Source organism: Treponema ruminis (genome assembly GCF_014201975.1).
Taxonomy (GTDB): domain Bacteria; phylum Spirochaetota; class Spirochaetia; order Treponematales; family Treponemataceae; genus Treponema_D; species Treponema_D ruminis.
Map to the genome: position 1 here is coordinate 161,809 of NZ_JACHFQ010000005.1, position 15,564 is coordinate 177,372.

The following is a 15,564-nucleotide window of genomic DNA, read 5'->3' on the forward strand; positions in this document are numbered from 1 at the left end:
TATAAAATATTAATTTATGGAAAAGCGAGATTCTTTTGAGCGCATGGTCACGGGAATTTCTGACGAAGAAAGACAGAGCATTCTTGATCAGATGAAACCCGACACAAATTTCATAGCGGCTTCGATTCAGCCGGCTGATGAAAAATTTGACGACAATACAGAACCTCTGGAAATCAAAATCAAAAATGAATCTGTCCTGCTCCGTTTTTTCATCTGGCTCAAATCAATTCTTTCAAACACCACCCAGAATACAATCTACAACGAATATAAGCTTTCTGAAATCGCCCACAACATCCAGCGGAATTTCCCGGAAGTCGTAAATTACAAGCAGAGCCTCCTGCTCACAAATTTTTACCAGCAGCTCACCGAATTAAAGGCCTGCGCGGATTTTTTCCGGCCATATTTGAATTCCCTCGAAGACAGCGACGGCTCATTTTATGTTTTCCTCAGTTCCTTTGTAATGAGCGCGGTAACGGCAGAAATCACGACAAACGTTGACCCTTACTCAAACCCGGTAACGCCGGAAATCAGGCCGGACACACGAAGCAACCTTTTGCGCCGGCTCGACGACATTTTTGAGAATATTCCTGCAAACGAAAAAAAACAGATGTACGACGCCGCCAAGGCCACTGAATGGATGCGGCAGTTTGTTAAAATTCCTTTTGCCCGGCTTCTTTTGCAGTTCTCGCAGATTTCCTCAACAGAATTCATCTGTCCTTTCGGTCAGATTGAGGCGGACCTCGATTCCTTTGCCCAAATCATGTGCAGTTCGATTGTAATTCCCGATGAATTTCTTGAGGCACTTTATCTTTTTGCAATCCGCAATTCCAAACATCTGAACGACGAGAATACTGGCCGTGACGCCGGAGACTTTTTGAGCAAGGCACACTCGAGTCTGGGTCTTTTGCAGATGTTCGTAACCAGCATTCCCCTCCGCTCAATCTCCCGCCTCATTCATGCTGATTCCCAGTGGCGGATAAATACATTTTCCGGCGGCGAAGACTGGTTCGTCAAATACAAAAACACATGGAAGAAAATTTTTGACCAGAAGTGGGCTGCATGGGAAAGCGACTGTAAAAAGGAAGCCCTTCTATCAAGCCTCAAAGTCAATTTCGAACTGGATACCTTCCCCCTTTTCCCTCAGCGACCTTGGGACAGTCTTTGGGGCGGCATAGATTTTACTTACGAAACAACCCTGGGCTTCCTCAACTGGTTCATGCGAGAGGGTTTTTCTGTCTGCGAGCTTGATTTAAAGACCCTTCTCGTCCAGGGCTCATTCAACAAAAAAGAAAACTACAATCTCTTCTCGGAAAGTTTCGGTGCCATGATCCAGCTTTCGATTTCGTTCCAGGAACTTGAGCGAAAGCTTTCTTTCCACGGAGAACTCGGCGCGATTTTCAATAAAATTCACGAGGAAGGATCTCGCACCCTTCAGGCCCAGACAAAAGTCGACCAGATGATGCGTGAAATCGAGAGCGATGTCCGAAGCCTTATCCATCGCTTCTGTGACAACGCGAGGGCAATCAATCAGATTCTCTCAGGAATTCTCGGGCTTTCAAAAGACAGCCGCTTTGATACGGTTTCAAACCTGAACAAGATGAAGGACAAGAACAACGAACCTTTCATAAAGAAAATCGAAGCTTCTCAGAAGATGATTGAAAGCGCCCTTAATTTCGTTATTGACCTGGAAAACCTCGATAAAAAGAAGGCCAAAAATTAAATCCTGTGGCAGCCGGCCGGAATTAAGTTTATGATAAATACCATCTCCATCAAAAAAGAACTTGAAAGCTCAAATTCTCAGGAAAGCAAATATTTTTCATTTTTCTTCTATTATAATGGCATTCCTCTGGAATCTACTGAAAAGGAAAGTCACGCCCTTTGGGGAATGACTCTTTTAAAGGCAGGTTCGATGAGGTTTCGCTGGAATGAGACAAATGAAAATAGGACGGAAAGCCTCAAGAAAATTTTCCCGGATAAAAAAATCACGCCGCTTGAACTGATTCACTCAAAGACCGTCTTCGAGGCAAAAGATGAAGGCGACACAGAGAAGCTGCAGGGAGATGGAATCGTAACAAAAAATCCCCTTTTAATTCCAACAGTCACTGTCGCTGACTGCCTTCCGATTTTTTTATACGACCACGAAAAAAAAGCAATCGGCGCCTTTCACTCAGGCTGGAAGGGAACAGGAATCGTCGGAGCCGGTGTCGAAAAAATGATTGAATTGTACGGCTCAAAGAGGGAGAATATTTCCGCCGCAATAGGCCCCCACATCGGAGACTGCTGCTATTTTGTTGATCAGGAGCGGGCGGAATATTTTGTAAAGAATTTCGGCAAAAAATGCGTGACGAAGGCAGGAGACAAATTCATGCTCTCGCTGACTGAGGCAAATCTTTCCGTCCTCAAAAATGCCGGTATAAAGGAAGAAAATATCGTGGTTGCCCGGGACTGCACCTGCTGCACGAAATTTGAAAACGGAGAGAACATCTTCGGCTCATTCCGAAGACAGGCCGCCTTTCTCCCGCCAGAAGTTGACGCTGACACAAGAAGCAGAAGCATGACGGTACAGGCAGCCTTTGTAACGCTCAATTAGTCATTGACCTATTTTTTAATTAACTTATATTCGTTGTATGCCAGAATGAAGGGACCGACACCTTTGGCGTCATCTTTTACGACTGGCTCGCTCAAATAGTAGGCAACGCTTCCGTCACGTCGCCTGTTGTTTTCAGGGCCAAGTCCTGCAACCAGACAGATTCCGTCCAGACTCAAAACGCCGTCCTCTGTTTTAAGGTATTTCTGACAGATTCCCTCAAAGGCTTTGATTCCAGCCTCTTTATACTTTTCTGCATTCGGGGCGTCCGACAAGATTCCAGTACGCAGGCCTTTCAAAAGCGAGTAAGCGAAGATTGAAGTTCCCGAAGTCTCAAGATAATTGCCTTCTGCATCTGGCAGGGCCGGCAGCTGATACCACATTCCGCTCTGATCCTGAACCCGGAGCATTGCATCCTGCAAATCGATAAACATTGCCTTCAAGTGATTCCAGTTGTCGCTGCCCTTGTCCGGGGCGTGGTTCAAAGTGTCGAGCATTGCCATGCTGAACCATCCGAGAGCGCGAAGCCAGTAGTTCTGGCAGAGACCGGTATTTTTATCACACCAGAAAGCAGACTTTGAGCTGTCGAAACAGTGATAATAAAGTCCGTCGGCAGGATTTTTCATCAGCTTTTCAACATTAAAGAACTGACTGTAAATGTCGTCCTTGTTTTTGCCGCCGTTAAAGCTTGCATCGTATTCCATGTAAAAAGGCAGGCCCATGTAAAGCCCGTCGAGCCAGACCTGATTTGGATAAATCGCCTTGTGCCAGAAATTGCCTTCCTTTGTGCGGGGCTGGTCTTTTACCTGCTCAAAAAGTTTATCGAGGGCAAGCCTGTATTTTTCTTTTTTAGTGAGCGAATAAAGGGGGAAAAGATTTTTTCCGCCATTGATTGAGTCGATATTCCATTCTTCTTTTTTAAAGCCGTCGATGCTTCCGTCGTCGCTGATGCGGAAGTCCTCGTAATAATCAGCAAATTTGAGGTATTTTTCATCTTTGCTGGTGTCGTAAAGTTCAAGCAGGGCCATAATCATGCAGCCGTCGATGTAATCCCAGCCGGACTTTTTGCCAGCCCTGGCCTTTTCGATGTTCCATACAGGAATTTCGGCGGTTGATTTAGTCATCAAATCTTCGATATATTGGTCAATAACTTTTGTATTCACTTTATGGCTCCTGCTGCTTTTATTGCTGGTCTCAATTCTGTGGCATCCCAAAATGCAACCAGAAAGCAAAAATAATGATAAAATGCGTCTAATCATTTCGATTATAATGATACCAAAAAGACTTTGAGAAATTAAGGGAAAATTCCAAGCAAACATAGGAATTTAACGAATCAATTTTTATTTTTCCGGAAAAAAAAACGGCCCACCATGCCGGAAGCACAGTGAGCCGGAAGAAAAATCTGAGCAAAGCCCTATTTTTTCAAGATAAGGAATGATTTTGCAGGAACAGAACCTGGCAATGTAGTGCTTTCGGTTGGGGTACCGCTTGTGACATCAACTGCCTTGCTGTAGCCGTTTGTCTCGATTGAAACATCAGCGTCTGTTGCGTTGAAGTAGACGAGGAAGTCGCCGGTATTGTATTTTGTTACACCTTTTGTGCCCTTGTATGTTTCTGCAACAGGACTGTCATTAGCACCAAATGCCTGTGGATTTGCCTTGCGGAGAGCAATCAATCCCTTGTAAGTCTTGTAGACATCAGAATAAGTTTCTGCCATGCCCAAATCAATCTGATTGATTTTATCACTTGAAGCATAGCTGTTTTCATTTCCCTGTTTTGTACGCAGGAATTCCTGTCCGCCGTTGATGAACGGAGTTCCCTGAGAAAGGAAGATGTAAGCGGCAGCAAGTTTATTCTGTGCTTTTACGGCATTAAGGCCTGCACCACCGATTGCAGCAAACAAATCACCGGAATATGAACTTTTGCCAAGATAAGAAATAGCAAGTTTATCAAACAGAGTATAATTATCGTGACATTCTACATAATGCAAAGAAAGTCCTTTCTTGCCTGTTCCGTTTCGCTTGTTAGTTCCTGGCTCACCACAAAGACCTGCAATAATTCCAGAATCAGCATATTTACCCTGAACCTGACCAGTTCCGAAGCCGCCGAATTCCTTTCCCTTGATTGCATCACGGAAATCATCATCAAATGCAGCTATGCCGTAACCATCTTTGCTTGTATTAACAGCAGCAACAGCACCATCTTCAACTTCCGAAGAACCACCAGTCCAAGGCTCACCGTAAACCATTACATTTTTATCAATTGAGTAAAGGGCATTGTAAATATCCTTCATAGTTGACTGTTCGAGACAGCCCATAAGGTCAAAACGGAAACCGTTGATGTGGTAATCTTTCATCCAGTGCTTCAATGATTCAACAACGTAATAGTTTACCATTTTGTGATCTGTTGCAATCTCATTTCCACAGCCAGAACCATTAGCATAATTTCCCTGAGAATCAAAGCGATAGAAATACTCAGGAACAGTCATGTCATACAAAGAACCGTTACCGACTCCGCTTGTGTGATTGTAGACAACATCCATATTTACTGCGATACCTGCATCATGGAAAGCCTTAATCATTTTTCGCATCTGGATTACAGAATCAGTTCCATCTTTTTCTGTGCCGTAGTTTGTGTAGCGTCCTTCAGGAACATTATAATGGTAAGGATTGTAACCCCAGTTATAGTTAGAGTCAGCATTTGTCTCTGCATAATCAAACATTGGAAGAATCTGAACGTGAGTAATGCCCAAATCTTTCAAATGCTTTGCGAATGCACCAGTATCTTTTAAGGCTTCTGTAATGTCGTCAAATTTTCCAAGGCTGCTTTTTGCAAATGCCCTAGACCAGTCGCGGATATGCATCTCATAAATTACAGCGTCTGTATAAGATTTTGTTTCTGTACCGGACTTTCCAAACGGGTTGACATAAGTCTCTTCCCAGTCAGCAGGTTTTGCAGAAGCATCATCAATGCTGCAAATCTGGCTTGCAACGCTGTCTCCGCTTGCAATATAACTCCAGATATCAGCGACATCTTTTTCAACATCATTGTTTGTAATTCGGAATTTATAATATTTGTAAGATGCAACATTTACATTTTTTACGGTCCAGAATCCGTTTCCGTCAAGATCCATTTTTACAGGATCTGTTGAAGGCTTTGAAAGTTCGCTTGCGTTTGCGAACAAAAGAAGTTCAACTTTAGAAGCAATAGGTGCCCATGTTTTAAATGAAGCACTTGTTCCGGTCAGAGTAAGACCGAGAGCAAGATCAGAAGCAGCCAATGAAGAAACGGCATTTTTTCCAAACCACTTTTCTACCAGAGAACTTGAAACACCGACTGAAAGCTTGTCAGTATTTCCTTCTGAATCAGTAACTTCAATTGTATATGGTGCAGAAGTTGCATAGCTTGATTTTAAGCTGGCTGAAAGGGTAATTGTTTTGTTTTCTGAATCATACGACTTAACAGAAACAGGGCTTCCATTTTTATCCGTAAGTTTTACAGTTTTTTCGCTCAAAACTATGCCATTGCAAGAGAGGGTAATTACATTATTTCCTGTAATAGTCGCATTGCTTGTTCCTACAGGTTCTTTTGTAAATGAAGAATCCAAATACACGGTTCCACTTCCTTTTTTGAAGTATATCTGATTGTATTTCTTAGGGAAATAGAAAAATACGTCTGACTCACCAGAATATTTTGTATTTCCATCCCTGCTCTTTACAATCAATCCTACTATAGATGCAGGATCTGCCAGTTTTATGTCAACACAAGAAAATCCGCCGTTACTGTGGTCGAAAGGAATTCCTCCATCACTCCAGCTGGTACATTTTGCCGATTCAGAAGAATCAATGTCCTTCCATGCCCAAAGATAATAGCTTCCAGAGCCTTCCATGTTTACCCGAAGATAGCCCGCAGGAATTTCAGCCGATGCACTTGGCAATGACGGAGAGCTGCCTGAATCATCGTCGTCATCATTGCTTTTACAGGCAACGAAATTGAAAATGAGGGCACTAAGAGCCAGGAACATGGCACAATTTTTCAGTAGTTTTTTCATATTTCCTCCTATTTATTTTCAGTTTTAATTAACTGCTATTCCAAAATGATTGAAGCATCAAGTTCATCAATAACCTTAGGAGTTTTATCTAAGATTATCTTGTTAATCTCATCTTCTGAGAGAGATTCTTTATTCAATGAACTTCCTGTTTCTTCAAAACTTAAGCTTGTGGCGTATTTGTACTGTTCAGGTTTTCCTACAATCATTCCCCTTGGATTTCCCATATCGAAATCATAAGTATTGATGTAGAATTTATATCCTGAAAGATTTGCCGGATTTCCAATCGCATTTGCTGGAATCGTAAACCATATCATGCCAGGGACATCCTGCCATTCAGTTCCGGCAGCAATTTCGTTTTTCAAATACTTGTTCCATGTAGATTTTAGTTTTGCAAGACCTTCTGTGTTTGTGATATTTTTCCAATCGACAACAGGATTATTTGAAGGTGTTGGAGTAACAGCTTTTCCCAGAGAATCTTTACCAGCTCCATCACAGGAATAGAATGCCTGTCCCCATCCGTTACACTGATACATATAATCCCACTTACCAAAATTCTCAGGCAGTTTATAATCATAATTTGGATGATATTCGCAACCGGTATTATCATCACCATCAGAAATAAATAAATGGAAGATTACATGATCAAAATAGTTTGACGTAGGATTCCAGGTATTTGAAAGCGTATTCATCATTACACCGAGCCTGATATTATTTCCGGCACGATATACATCCACTCCCATTATGTCCATTTGATGAATAAATGATGTATCTGTTGGCAAAGCGACCTTTCCGCGTGCAATTCCAACTCCATTGTCATCCAAAACACCGTCTTTTATTCTCTTTACAAAAACATAAGGCCTGCTGAAATCAAAACTTTCCTTTTCTGAATAGTAATATCCACCTTCAGAAATAAGCAGAAGCTGAACTTCAATTTTGCCAGTGTTAAAAGAATCTGTTTTTAGATTTATTGAGAATTCCTCATTTGCGTTAACGTTTGTTTCTACAGCAGCAGAATAATCTCCGTCAATTACAGCTTTTACCAGACCAGCCTTTGTTGCTTTTCCTTTTATTTCAAGAGAATTTCCTGAGACTGTATTTTCAGGAAGAGAAGTAATTTTTACAACTCCAGATGAATCAGCTACAGAAGAATTAGTTTTCTCCAAAAGATAAATCGCACAGCTATGACCAGGAATTATTGCCTCGGCCTCTTTGTTTTTACCAATATTGATAACAGAAGCAAGTTCTGAGGCAGACGGACAGGCAGAAACTTCAGAAATAATTTTGTATTCTTCGCCGGCAGCAAGCAGAGAGCATGTATTTGAAAGTACCTGGGCTACACCAGATGTGTTCATTATATAGATTGCCTTGTTTTTTGCACTTCCATCGACAGCTTTTCCTTCAGAATCAGTCTGCTGAATAACATAGGCAAAAAGACCTGCGCCAGAACTTGTATCCGCCAGAATTTCAAGACGATTTGAACGGAATACAGCATTTTCCTTGCGCATTGCAATGAGATTCTGGAAATATTTGAACCATTCACCATCTGTACCAAAATAATCCTGACTCTGAACCTGACCGGCAGATTTATAACTTCCAGCGAACATTCCGGCCCTGTCATCACCGTCAAAGCCCTGTTCAACTCCGTAATAAAGCTGAGGAATTCCTGGAATAGTGAATATAATTCCGTAGGCAGCCTTTACGAGCTCAGGTGTTCCATACATAATTTTTCCAAAACGCTCTGTGTCGTGATTATCAATCCAGGTTACAAGACGGTCTGGATTCTGGTAATAAACATTTGAATCCTTTTTATAGCGATTCATGAGGACTTTTGAAATTGCATCTGTTCTACTGCCACCGCTGATTGTGTCAGTAATAGCAAACCTCAGCGGGAAGTAAATCATGCCATCTATTCGTTTTTGCCCTATTTCGCTTCTTGTGTATCCACTTACAAGTTTTTCATCGCTTGACCAGGCTTCGCCAAAATTAATAAAGTCCTTTTTACCTTTTGTTGCAGCATAGGGGCGGATTCCAAGATTTCCTGTTTCTGTTGAATTTATGAAATCTTCAAAAAAATCTTCCTCAACATACATAACTGTATCAATTCGGTAGCCATCGATTCCTGCTTTGTCAATCCAATAACGGAATGATCCACGCAAAAGATTTCGCACGACAGGGTTATCAGTTGCAATATCATCAAGATTGCTTGACTGCCATGTATATCGCTGGGCTGGATTGGTAAAATCTGTAATCGTAGAGTTAAAATGATAGAATGAGCAGTTCTCAAATTCATCTTCCGTCAAATTTGCAATATCATTGAAAGCCCATGGAAGCTGCTCCGGATGATTTAAAGGAACAGAATCTGCATTTAATTTAAAATCACTTGTATTGCCTGAAGCGATTTTTTCTTTTGTAAACTGAACATTATCCGAGATTTTCTGATAGTCACCGGTATGATTTACTACAATATCCTGGATAACGGCGATTCCTCGCTTATGAGCCTCGTCAACCAATGTCTGATAGTCTTCGAGTGTTCCAAAATGTTCGTCTACCTTTGTAAAATCACTTGCCCAATATCCATGATAACCGTGATAGTTTCCCTCTGCGACCTGATTTTTTACAGGTGGTGTAATCCAGATTGCGGTGCAACCAAGTTCTTTAATATAATCAAGTTTTTGAGTGATGCCGGCAAGGTCTCCACCGTTATAGCCAGAAACAGGCTGTCCGGGAAGGACTTTAGACTCATCATAGGCATTTCCATTTTGATCCGTAAGACCAGTTAATTTATCGTTTTCACGGTTTCCATTCGCAAATCTGTCGGTTACAAGAAAGTAAATAACCTGATTCTGCCAATCCGGGGATTCAAGATTTGTGCCGGAAAAATCCGTGTTAGATTCCAAATCAAAATCAAAGCATGTCATTGCATAGCGCTTTGTTCCGTCTTTTTTTACCGCCATTGCGCGGATAATACAATCATCTTCTATTTCAAAACTTTTTTCATATAAAATCGAATTTTCTGTAGGCTTAGAATTTTTTACGGCTGTCTGCCAGGCCCTTTCATTCCATTTTCCATTGTCATCGTAAGTCTTTTTTGTGATTGTATAATAAATTTTTTCCGTATCATCACAAGAAATACTGACACTTTGTTTTTCTTTATAAAAACCTCCAATAGGACTAAAACTTGGTATTACTTTTGCTACAGAAGGAGCTTCGGAAGGAGAATCCTCATCACTATTGCCACATGAAGCAAAGAAAAGAACAAGTGCCGAGACCGATAAAATACCTTTTATTAACTTTTTCATATATTCTCTCATGTATGCTAAAAAAACAGGGGCAGAATCTTGATGAATCCTAGCCCCTGCTTTTTAATCAGAATTTCAAAACTTATTGTTTTGCAACAAGTTTAGCACACCATTTTCCAGCAGCATTTCTGTAGATATAAAGTTTATCTCCAGCTGCGGCTGTAACTTTTGCGTTTCCATCAGAACCACATTCAGTTTCTGAAGATGTGACAGTTGCACCAAAGAATACTTCTGTTCCATAATCCCATGTTGGAGCAGTTTTTACTTTGAATTCACAGTCAGTTGCAGCTTCTTTGAATTCATAGTAAGCCCCTGTGGCATCTCCAGGAAGAAGACCTGTAGTTGCAAAATTCCAGCTGTTCATTCCACCTGCAATATAGAGAGCGTAACTTCCGCCAACTACTGCACACTGAATGTCATCAGGATCGCTTGCATCCAAGATGAGTGTATATGTTGAATCTTTTTCCAGACCAGAAATCTTACAATTGCTATTGTTGTCTTCATTAGATTCAAATCCACCGTTTACTGTAAGTGCAGTACCTGTATAAATATTGTCATTATCAGAAGTCCAGTTATCTACTTTCTTAATCTTGAACTCGACTTCAGCATCAGGAGCTGTAAATTGATAAGTAGCGATGTTCTTTCCCTTGATGTAAACAGGCATTCGGGCAAAGCTCCAGTCATTCATTCCACCTGCAACAAATGCCTTGTAAGAAGCATATTCAACAGTAAGTTTTGGAGCACTTCCTTTAGTATCAAGCAAAAGATTGTATGGTTCGCCGGCTTCAACAGCAGCAGAAATTACTTTTGGAGCAGCTTTTGTCAAAGTAACAGCTGTATCAACACTTACACTTGATGTTGATGCACCATAAACTTCACCGTCATACAAAACCTGGAAATCAAGTTTTGTTCCTGATACAGCTTTAATAACATATTTGTAGCTTCCTTTTTCAAGAAGATCCATCTGTGCCATTTCGCCATTTACAGAAACAAAAGCTGTTTTAGGAGCTTCACCTTTTAGAATTGAAACATTCAAGAAACCTGAATCAGGTGCAACTATAACTGTATAATCTGTACCAACTTCTGTTTCAATTGTAGCATTTGACATTCCGCCACCATGATAGAGTTTTTTTGCAGTTTTTCCATCAAGTTCTGCAGAAGTATAAGCCGCACAGTTACTTCCACCAGCTTCAGTCATTCGATAAGCAGTAGACCAGTTTCCATCGCTTGTTGCAATAGCGAACTGAGTTTCAGTAGCAGCAGCACTGAAAGTTACGACATATTTACCAGCATTATTACCTGTTCCGTTCTGAAGTGGAGTTGAACCCCATCCATTCATGTTGCCGCGCAGGAACAATTCCGACATGTTAATTTCTTCAGAATCATGCAAATCACCCGAACAACCGATAAGGCTGAGTGCGAGCAATCCTGCTGCAAGTAATGAAAGTATTTTTTTCATTTTTTATCTCCTTAAAACTTCGCTTTAGAATTCCCAGCGGACTCCGCCACGAATTGCTGCATAACCATCGAAATAATCAACAGCATCAATACCACCAACGCCTTTTCCATCCCAGCGGTCGCTTACGTTTGCACCGTTGAGAGCAAGACCGTCCTGTCCATCGCCAAATTTTTTGTACGGATCCATATTGTAAACGAACTGAGCATAGAGAATTGGAGACTTAACACGCTTAATCTGTTTTGCTACACCAAGAGCAAAACCAAATTTTGTATTCTCGTCTTTATTGTATCCGTCTGCAGCATCTGTGCTCTTAACTGTTTTGAGACCGAATGCTGCGCTTACCTTGAAGTCCATTGGAAGAGTTACCTGTGCAACCAAAGTATTGAACAAGCGAACTGCATTTGCATTATCCAAACCATAATAGATATTCATCTGCTTGATTACGTCAGAGAAGTCTGACCATTCCACTGTAAGTCCTGCATTGTTGAACAAGAACTGGCTGTCAGAAGCTTCATATTTGTTTGTTTTTCCAGCTTCTTTTGCAATATCGTCATAGTTCAAAGCATTGTATTTGAGGCCGGCATTCAATGTAAGGCTGATATCATCGGTGAGGTAGTAAGCGATTGTAGGCTCATACTTCATTTTTGCACCACTCTTTACGCCAAACAATGGATCCATTTCGCTTGAACAACGATCTTTATACCATGCACCCCAGGCAGCTTCTGAATAATACTTTCTAACAAGATCAGAATCAGCAGCAAGATGTTTAAGAGGAAGAGCAGCTGTTGCATCGAGAGCGATGTAAAGTGCGTCATCCAAAAGATTTGCATAACCTGAGAAACCGATGTTCTGGCTGTTAAGAACACCCAAAGTGTTTGAAAGATCGAATGTGCCGTCATCATGGTTTTCACGGAGGAAGAGCATTGAAGCTTCAGCACCACGCATACGGTAATCAAGAGTTACACCCCAGAGTTTTTCTTCTGCATCGTAGCTCAACTTTGCTTCTGCAGCCATGTTGTTGGCACCGTTATCACCAGAGCGGTAGAATACGTCTGTTGAATAGCCTGTGTAATCAGCAACACCACCGCCATTCGGGTTGTCTCGAAGGTTCATTACAGCAATTTCATCACTTGTTTTCTGATGTGTAGCAAAGAGTCCCTGAGCAGCAAATGTGAGGGAACCTGTACCAACATTGAGTTTTTCCTTCAAACCGAAGATGAAGTCGCGTTCAACAGACTCTTCAAAGAGTACGTCGCTGTCAAACATGCCGTTTGACTGGAAATCAAATGTGAAGCCGAGGTCCATAAGTTCTGCACCGAACCAGCCGATGTAGCCGTATTTTGTACCCTTTCGGTCTGCACTCTTATTTGGAACAAAACCTGCGTCAAGTTTAATTCCTTTATCAGCAAAGAGATCCTGAGCTTTTGCACCAGTGCTGAATGATGCGAATCCGCCTACATGCTGATAGCCTGCATCCCAGTTACCATCAATTGTAGTCCAAAGGATTTTTGTTCGTTTGTCCTGTTTAGCATAGTTGAAACCTGTGCTGTAGTTAACCCATGGTGTTTCAAAACCGAATTTCAAGTGGCCGAGATAAGGATTTGTACCAGGTCCCTGGTCATCTGATTTCTGGTTGTCTGTAGCATTTGAAAGCCATGCAGCCGGGCTTGAAGCAAGTCCGCTTGCTGACTGACGGAATGTTTTCTTTTCATTGCCAAAAGAATCTTTTGAATAAAGTTTAATTGGCTTGTTATGATTTTTATCAATTGTAAGTGTGTCATCAAGCTCAGTTTCTGCAACAGCAAGTTCAACATAAACTGGCATTTCAGGTGTTACGTTGCCGCTGAATTTAGCGTAGCTCTTTGCACCTACAGTCACACTGTCAAGATCCATGCCCTTTTTAGATTTATCATTTGCACCCTGTGTGAGGTATTTTGCCTGTGAACCAAGCATTGTCCAGGTCATGAATTTAATATTTGCTTTTTTAGCGTTGGAATCGTTTCCACCACCAACAAGAGAATCAAGCTCAGCCATAGCATTCTTGCCGCCAAAGCCGTCATCAACTGAGTCCGGAGCTTTCAAATCAGTAGTCCAGTTGCCATCAACAATGAACTTATACTTTACAGTTGTTCCTTTTGGGAATTTCTTCACGATGGTGAATCCTTTATCACCCTTTTCCATTGATAATGCCCCGTTCTGCCAGTCGGTGAAATCACCAGCAAGAAGAACTTCCGTAGCACGAGGGTTTCCGTAGAAGAATGTAGCTTCAACAGAACCGTCGTCCAGTTTTTTGGCTGTAATGTCTGCGAAAAGAAGTGCAGAACAAGTTGCCAAGACTGAGATGAAAGTCAAAACTTTTTTCATCTTTTCCTCCAAAATAAAATTAGCAAATAAGAAAATGATTCCGGTAAAATGGAATCGTTTCCAACTGCATTTTTCCTAATGTTACGACATAAAAAAAACTTATTCAAAATTTTTTTGCGAAATTTTACTAAAAAGTTCCTTTTGTCATAATTTTGGAGAAAATGGACACTTTCAGCCAAAAAAACGTTTTCGGACGAAAAAATCAGGGAAAATCTGTCAAAATTTCACAAAAGTGAAAATTGTATGAAAGTGACAAAAAAATTATAACAAAAGGAACTTTCTCAAAAAAAATCAGAAAATTCTTTTGACTGAATATAATAAAAAGGTCTATAGTGAAAACAGAAAGAAAGCATAGCCTCCTTTGTGTTTATTTCGCGGGGGATAGCAGTGCCTATATTGTTTATCCCCCAAATTTTTTTTGCCTTGCATTGGAAACGATTCCAATGCAAAAAAATCTTTCCGGACTGTGTTTCTTTCTATATAAAACAGGAAATGACGGCAGTTTGCCGTAAGAATATAGGAGGATTAAAAAATGAAAAAAATTGTATGTGCTGCTGTAGCTCTTGCTATGCTCGCTCCAATCAACATGTTTGCTGCGAGAAAGGAACGCTCAAAGAAGTCTTCGGGAAAAGTCACTCTCAAAGTTTGGGAATCAGACGATTCAGCAAGAAAATATGTTGAATGGGCTGCAAAAGAGTTCATGAAAACTCATAAAAATGTAAAAATTGAGTACGAGCACGTTGAATCAACAGACGCACGCGCAAAAATCGAGCTTGACGGACCTGCAGGAGTTGGTGCAGACGTTTTCGTTGCTCCACACGACCACATTGGTGCTTTGGTAAACGGCGGACATGTTGCAGAGAACACAAACAAAGACTATCTCTCACAGTTCGTAAACGCCGCACAGGTTGCAGCAAAATATAACGGCAAAACTTACGGATATCCAATCGGAATCGAAACATACGCTCTCTTCTATAACAAGGACTTGCTCCCTACACCACCAAAAACATGGGATGAAGTCATCGCTTATGCAAAAAAATTCAACAACGATGCTGAACGCAAATACGCTTTGGTTTGGCCGGTTGCAGACGGTTACTTCGACTACATGTTCATGAGCTCTTACGGTGCACAGCTTTTCGGACCAAACGGAAATGACCGCAAACAGCACAACATCAACAGCCCTGAGGCTATCAAAGGTCTTCAGTACTTCCAGTCACTCCGCAAACAGATTCTTAACGTTCCATCAGCTGATATGACAGGCGACTTCTGTGATTCTTCATTCACACAGGGAAAAGCAGCTATGTTCATCACTGGTCCATGGAAGATTGAGGCATTCTCTCGCCTCGGCTTGAACTACGGTATCGCTCCACTTCCTGCATTCCCAGGAATGTCTCAGCCAGCAACTTCATTCTCTGGTGTACGTCTTGCATTCGTAAGCTCATACACAGAGCATCCTGCTGAAGCAGCTGAATTCGCAGACTTCCTCACACAGAAAGCTAACCTTGAGAAACGATTTGCCCTCACAAAACAGATTCCTCCACGCAAAGACATCACAACAAACGATCCTTTGAGCAACGGAATCCTCGAGCAGACAAAATATGCTATCCCAATGCCAACAATCCCACAGATGAACACATACTGGTCAGCCATGGGTGCAGCTTACGCTGGAATCTGGGACGGCGACGATGTTGCTACAGATTTGAATGGTGCTGCTGCCGCAATGGACAGTGCTAAATAAAATTAAAAAATAACATATTTCAAAGCCAGAACATCAACTTTCTTCTATATAATTGGTGCTCTGGCT

Annotated in this window: 8 protein-coding genes; 3 read left to right on the plus strand and 5 right to left on the minus strand. The window is 41.4% G+C overall.

What is annotated here, in order from left to right:
- Window positions 1-16: 16 nt before the first annotated feature.
- Together HNP76_RS08615 and HNP76_RS08620 are read left to right on the plus strand one after the other, a co-directional pair.
- Entirely contained in the window at window positions 17-1,720 is a 1,704-nt protein-coding gene (locus HNP76_RS08615; protein WP_184659517.1) for a DUF5312 family protein, read from the plus strand.
- Between the two features lie 30 nt (window positions 1,721-1,750).
- Window positions 1,751-2,590, plus strand: coding sequence for a purine nucleoside phosphorylase YfiH/LACC1 family protein (locus HNP76_RS08620; RefSeq protein ID WP_184659519.1), 840 nt, complete (start codon window positions 1,751-1,753; stop codon window positions 2,588-2,590).
- Between the two features lie 8 nt (window positions 2,591-2,598).
- Here the strand turns inward: HNP76_RS08620 and HNP76_RS08625 are convergent, their stop codons facing one another.
- The 5 genes from HNP76_RS08625 to HNP76_RS08645 form a co-directional block, all read right to left on the minus strand.
- Entirely contained in the window at window positions 2,599-3,750 is a 1,152-nt protein-coding gene (locus tag HNP76_RS08625) for a glycoside hydrolase family 88/105 protein (protein ID WP_206173041.1), read from the minus strand.
- Between the two features lie 251 nt (window positions 3,751-4,001).
- Window positions 4,002-6,638: a pullulanase-associated domain-containing protein gene (locus HNP76_RS08630; RefSeq protein ID WP_184659523.1), complete on the minus strand. Its 2,637-nt coding sequence runs from the start codon at window positions 6,636-6,638 to the stop codon at window positions 4,002-4,004.
- A gap of 35 nt (window positions 6,639-6,673) precedes the next feature.
- A complete protein-coding gene (locus tag HNP76_RS08635; protein ID WP_184659525.1) occupies window positions 6,674-9,937 on the minus strand; it encodes an alpha-amylase family glycosyl hydrolase in 3,264 nt (1,087 codons plus the stop codon).
- A gap of 82 nt (window positions 9,938-10,019) precedes the next feature.
- Entirely contained in the window at window positions 10,020-11,396 is a 1,377-nt protein-coding gene (locus HNP76_RS08640) for an early set domain-containing protein (RefSeq protein WP_184659527.1), read from the minus strand.
- Between the two features lie 24 nt (window positions 11,397-11,420).
- Window positions 11,421-13,760 carry a glycogen-binding domain-containing protein gene (locus HNP76_RS08645; protein WP_184659529.1) on the minus strand — a complete coding sequence of 780 codons (2,340 nt, stop codon included), beginning with the start codon at window positions 13,758-13,760 and terminating at the stop codon, window positions 11,421-11,423.
- A gap of 532 nt (window positions 13,761-14,292) precedes the next feature.
- On the opposite strand from HNP76_RS08645, the gene HNP76_RS08650 reads away from it, so the two are divergent.
- Window positions 14,293-15,498 (plus strand): sugar ABC transporter substrate-binding protein, encoded by a 1,206-nt coding sequence (locus HNP76_RS08650; RefSeq protein WP_184659531.1) that lies wholly within the window; start codon window positions 14,293-14,295, stop codon window positions 15,496-15,498.
- Window positions 15,499-15,564 lie beyond the last annotated feature (66 nt).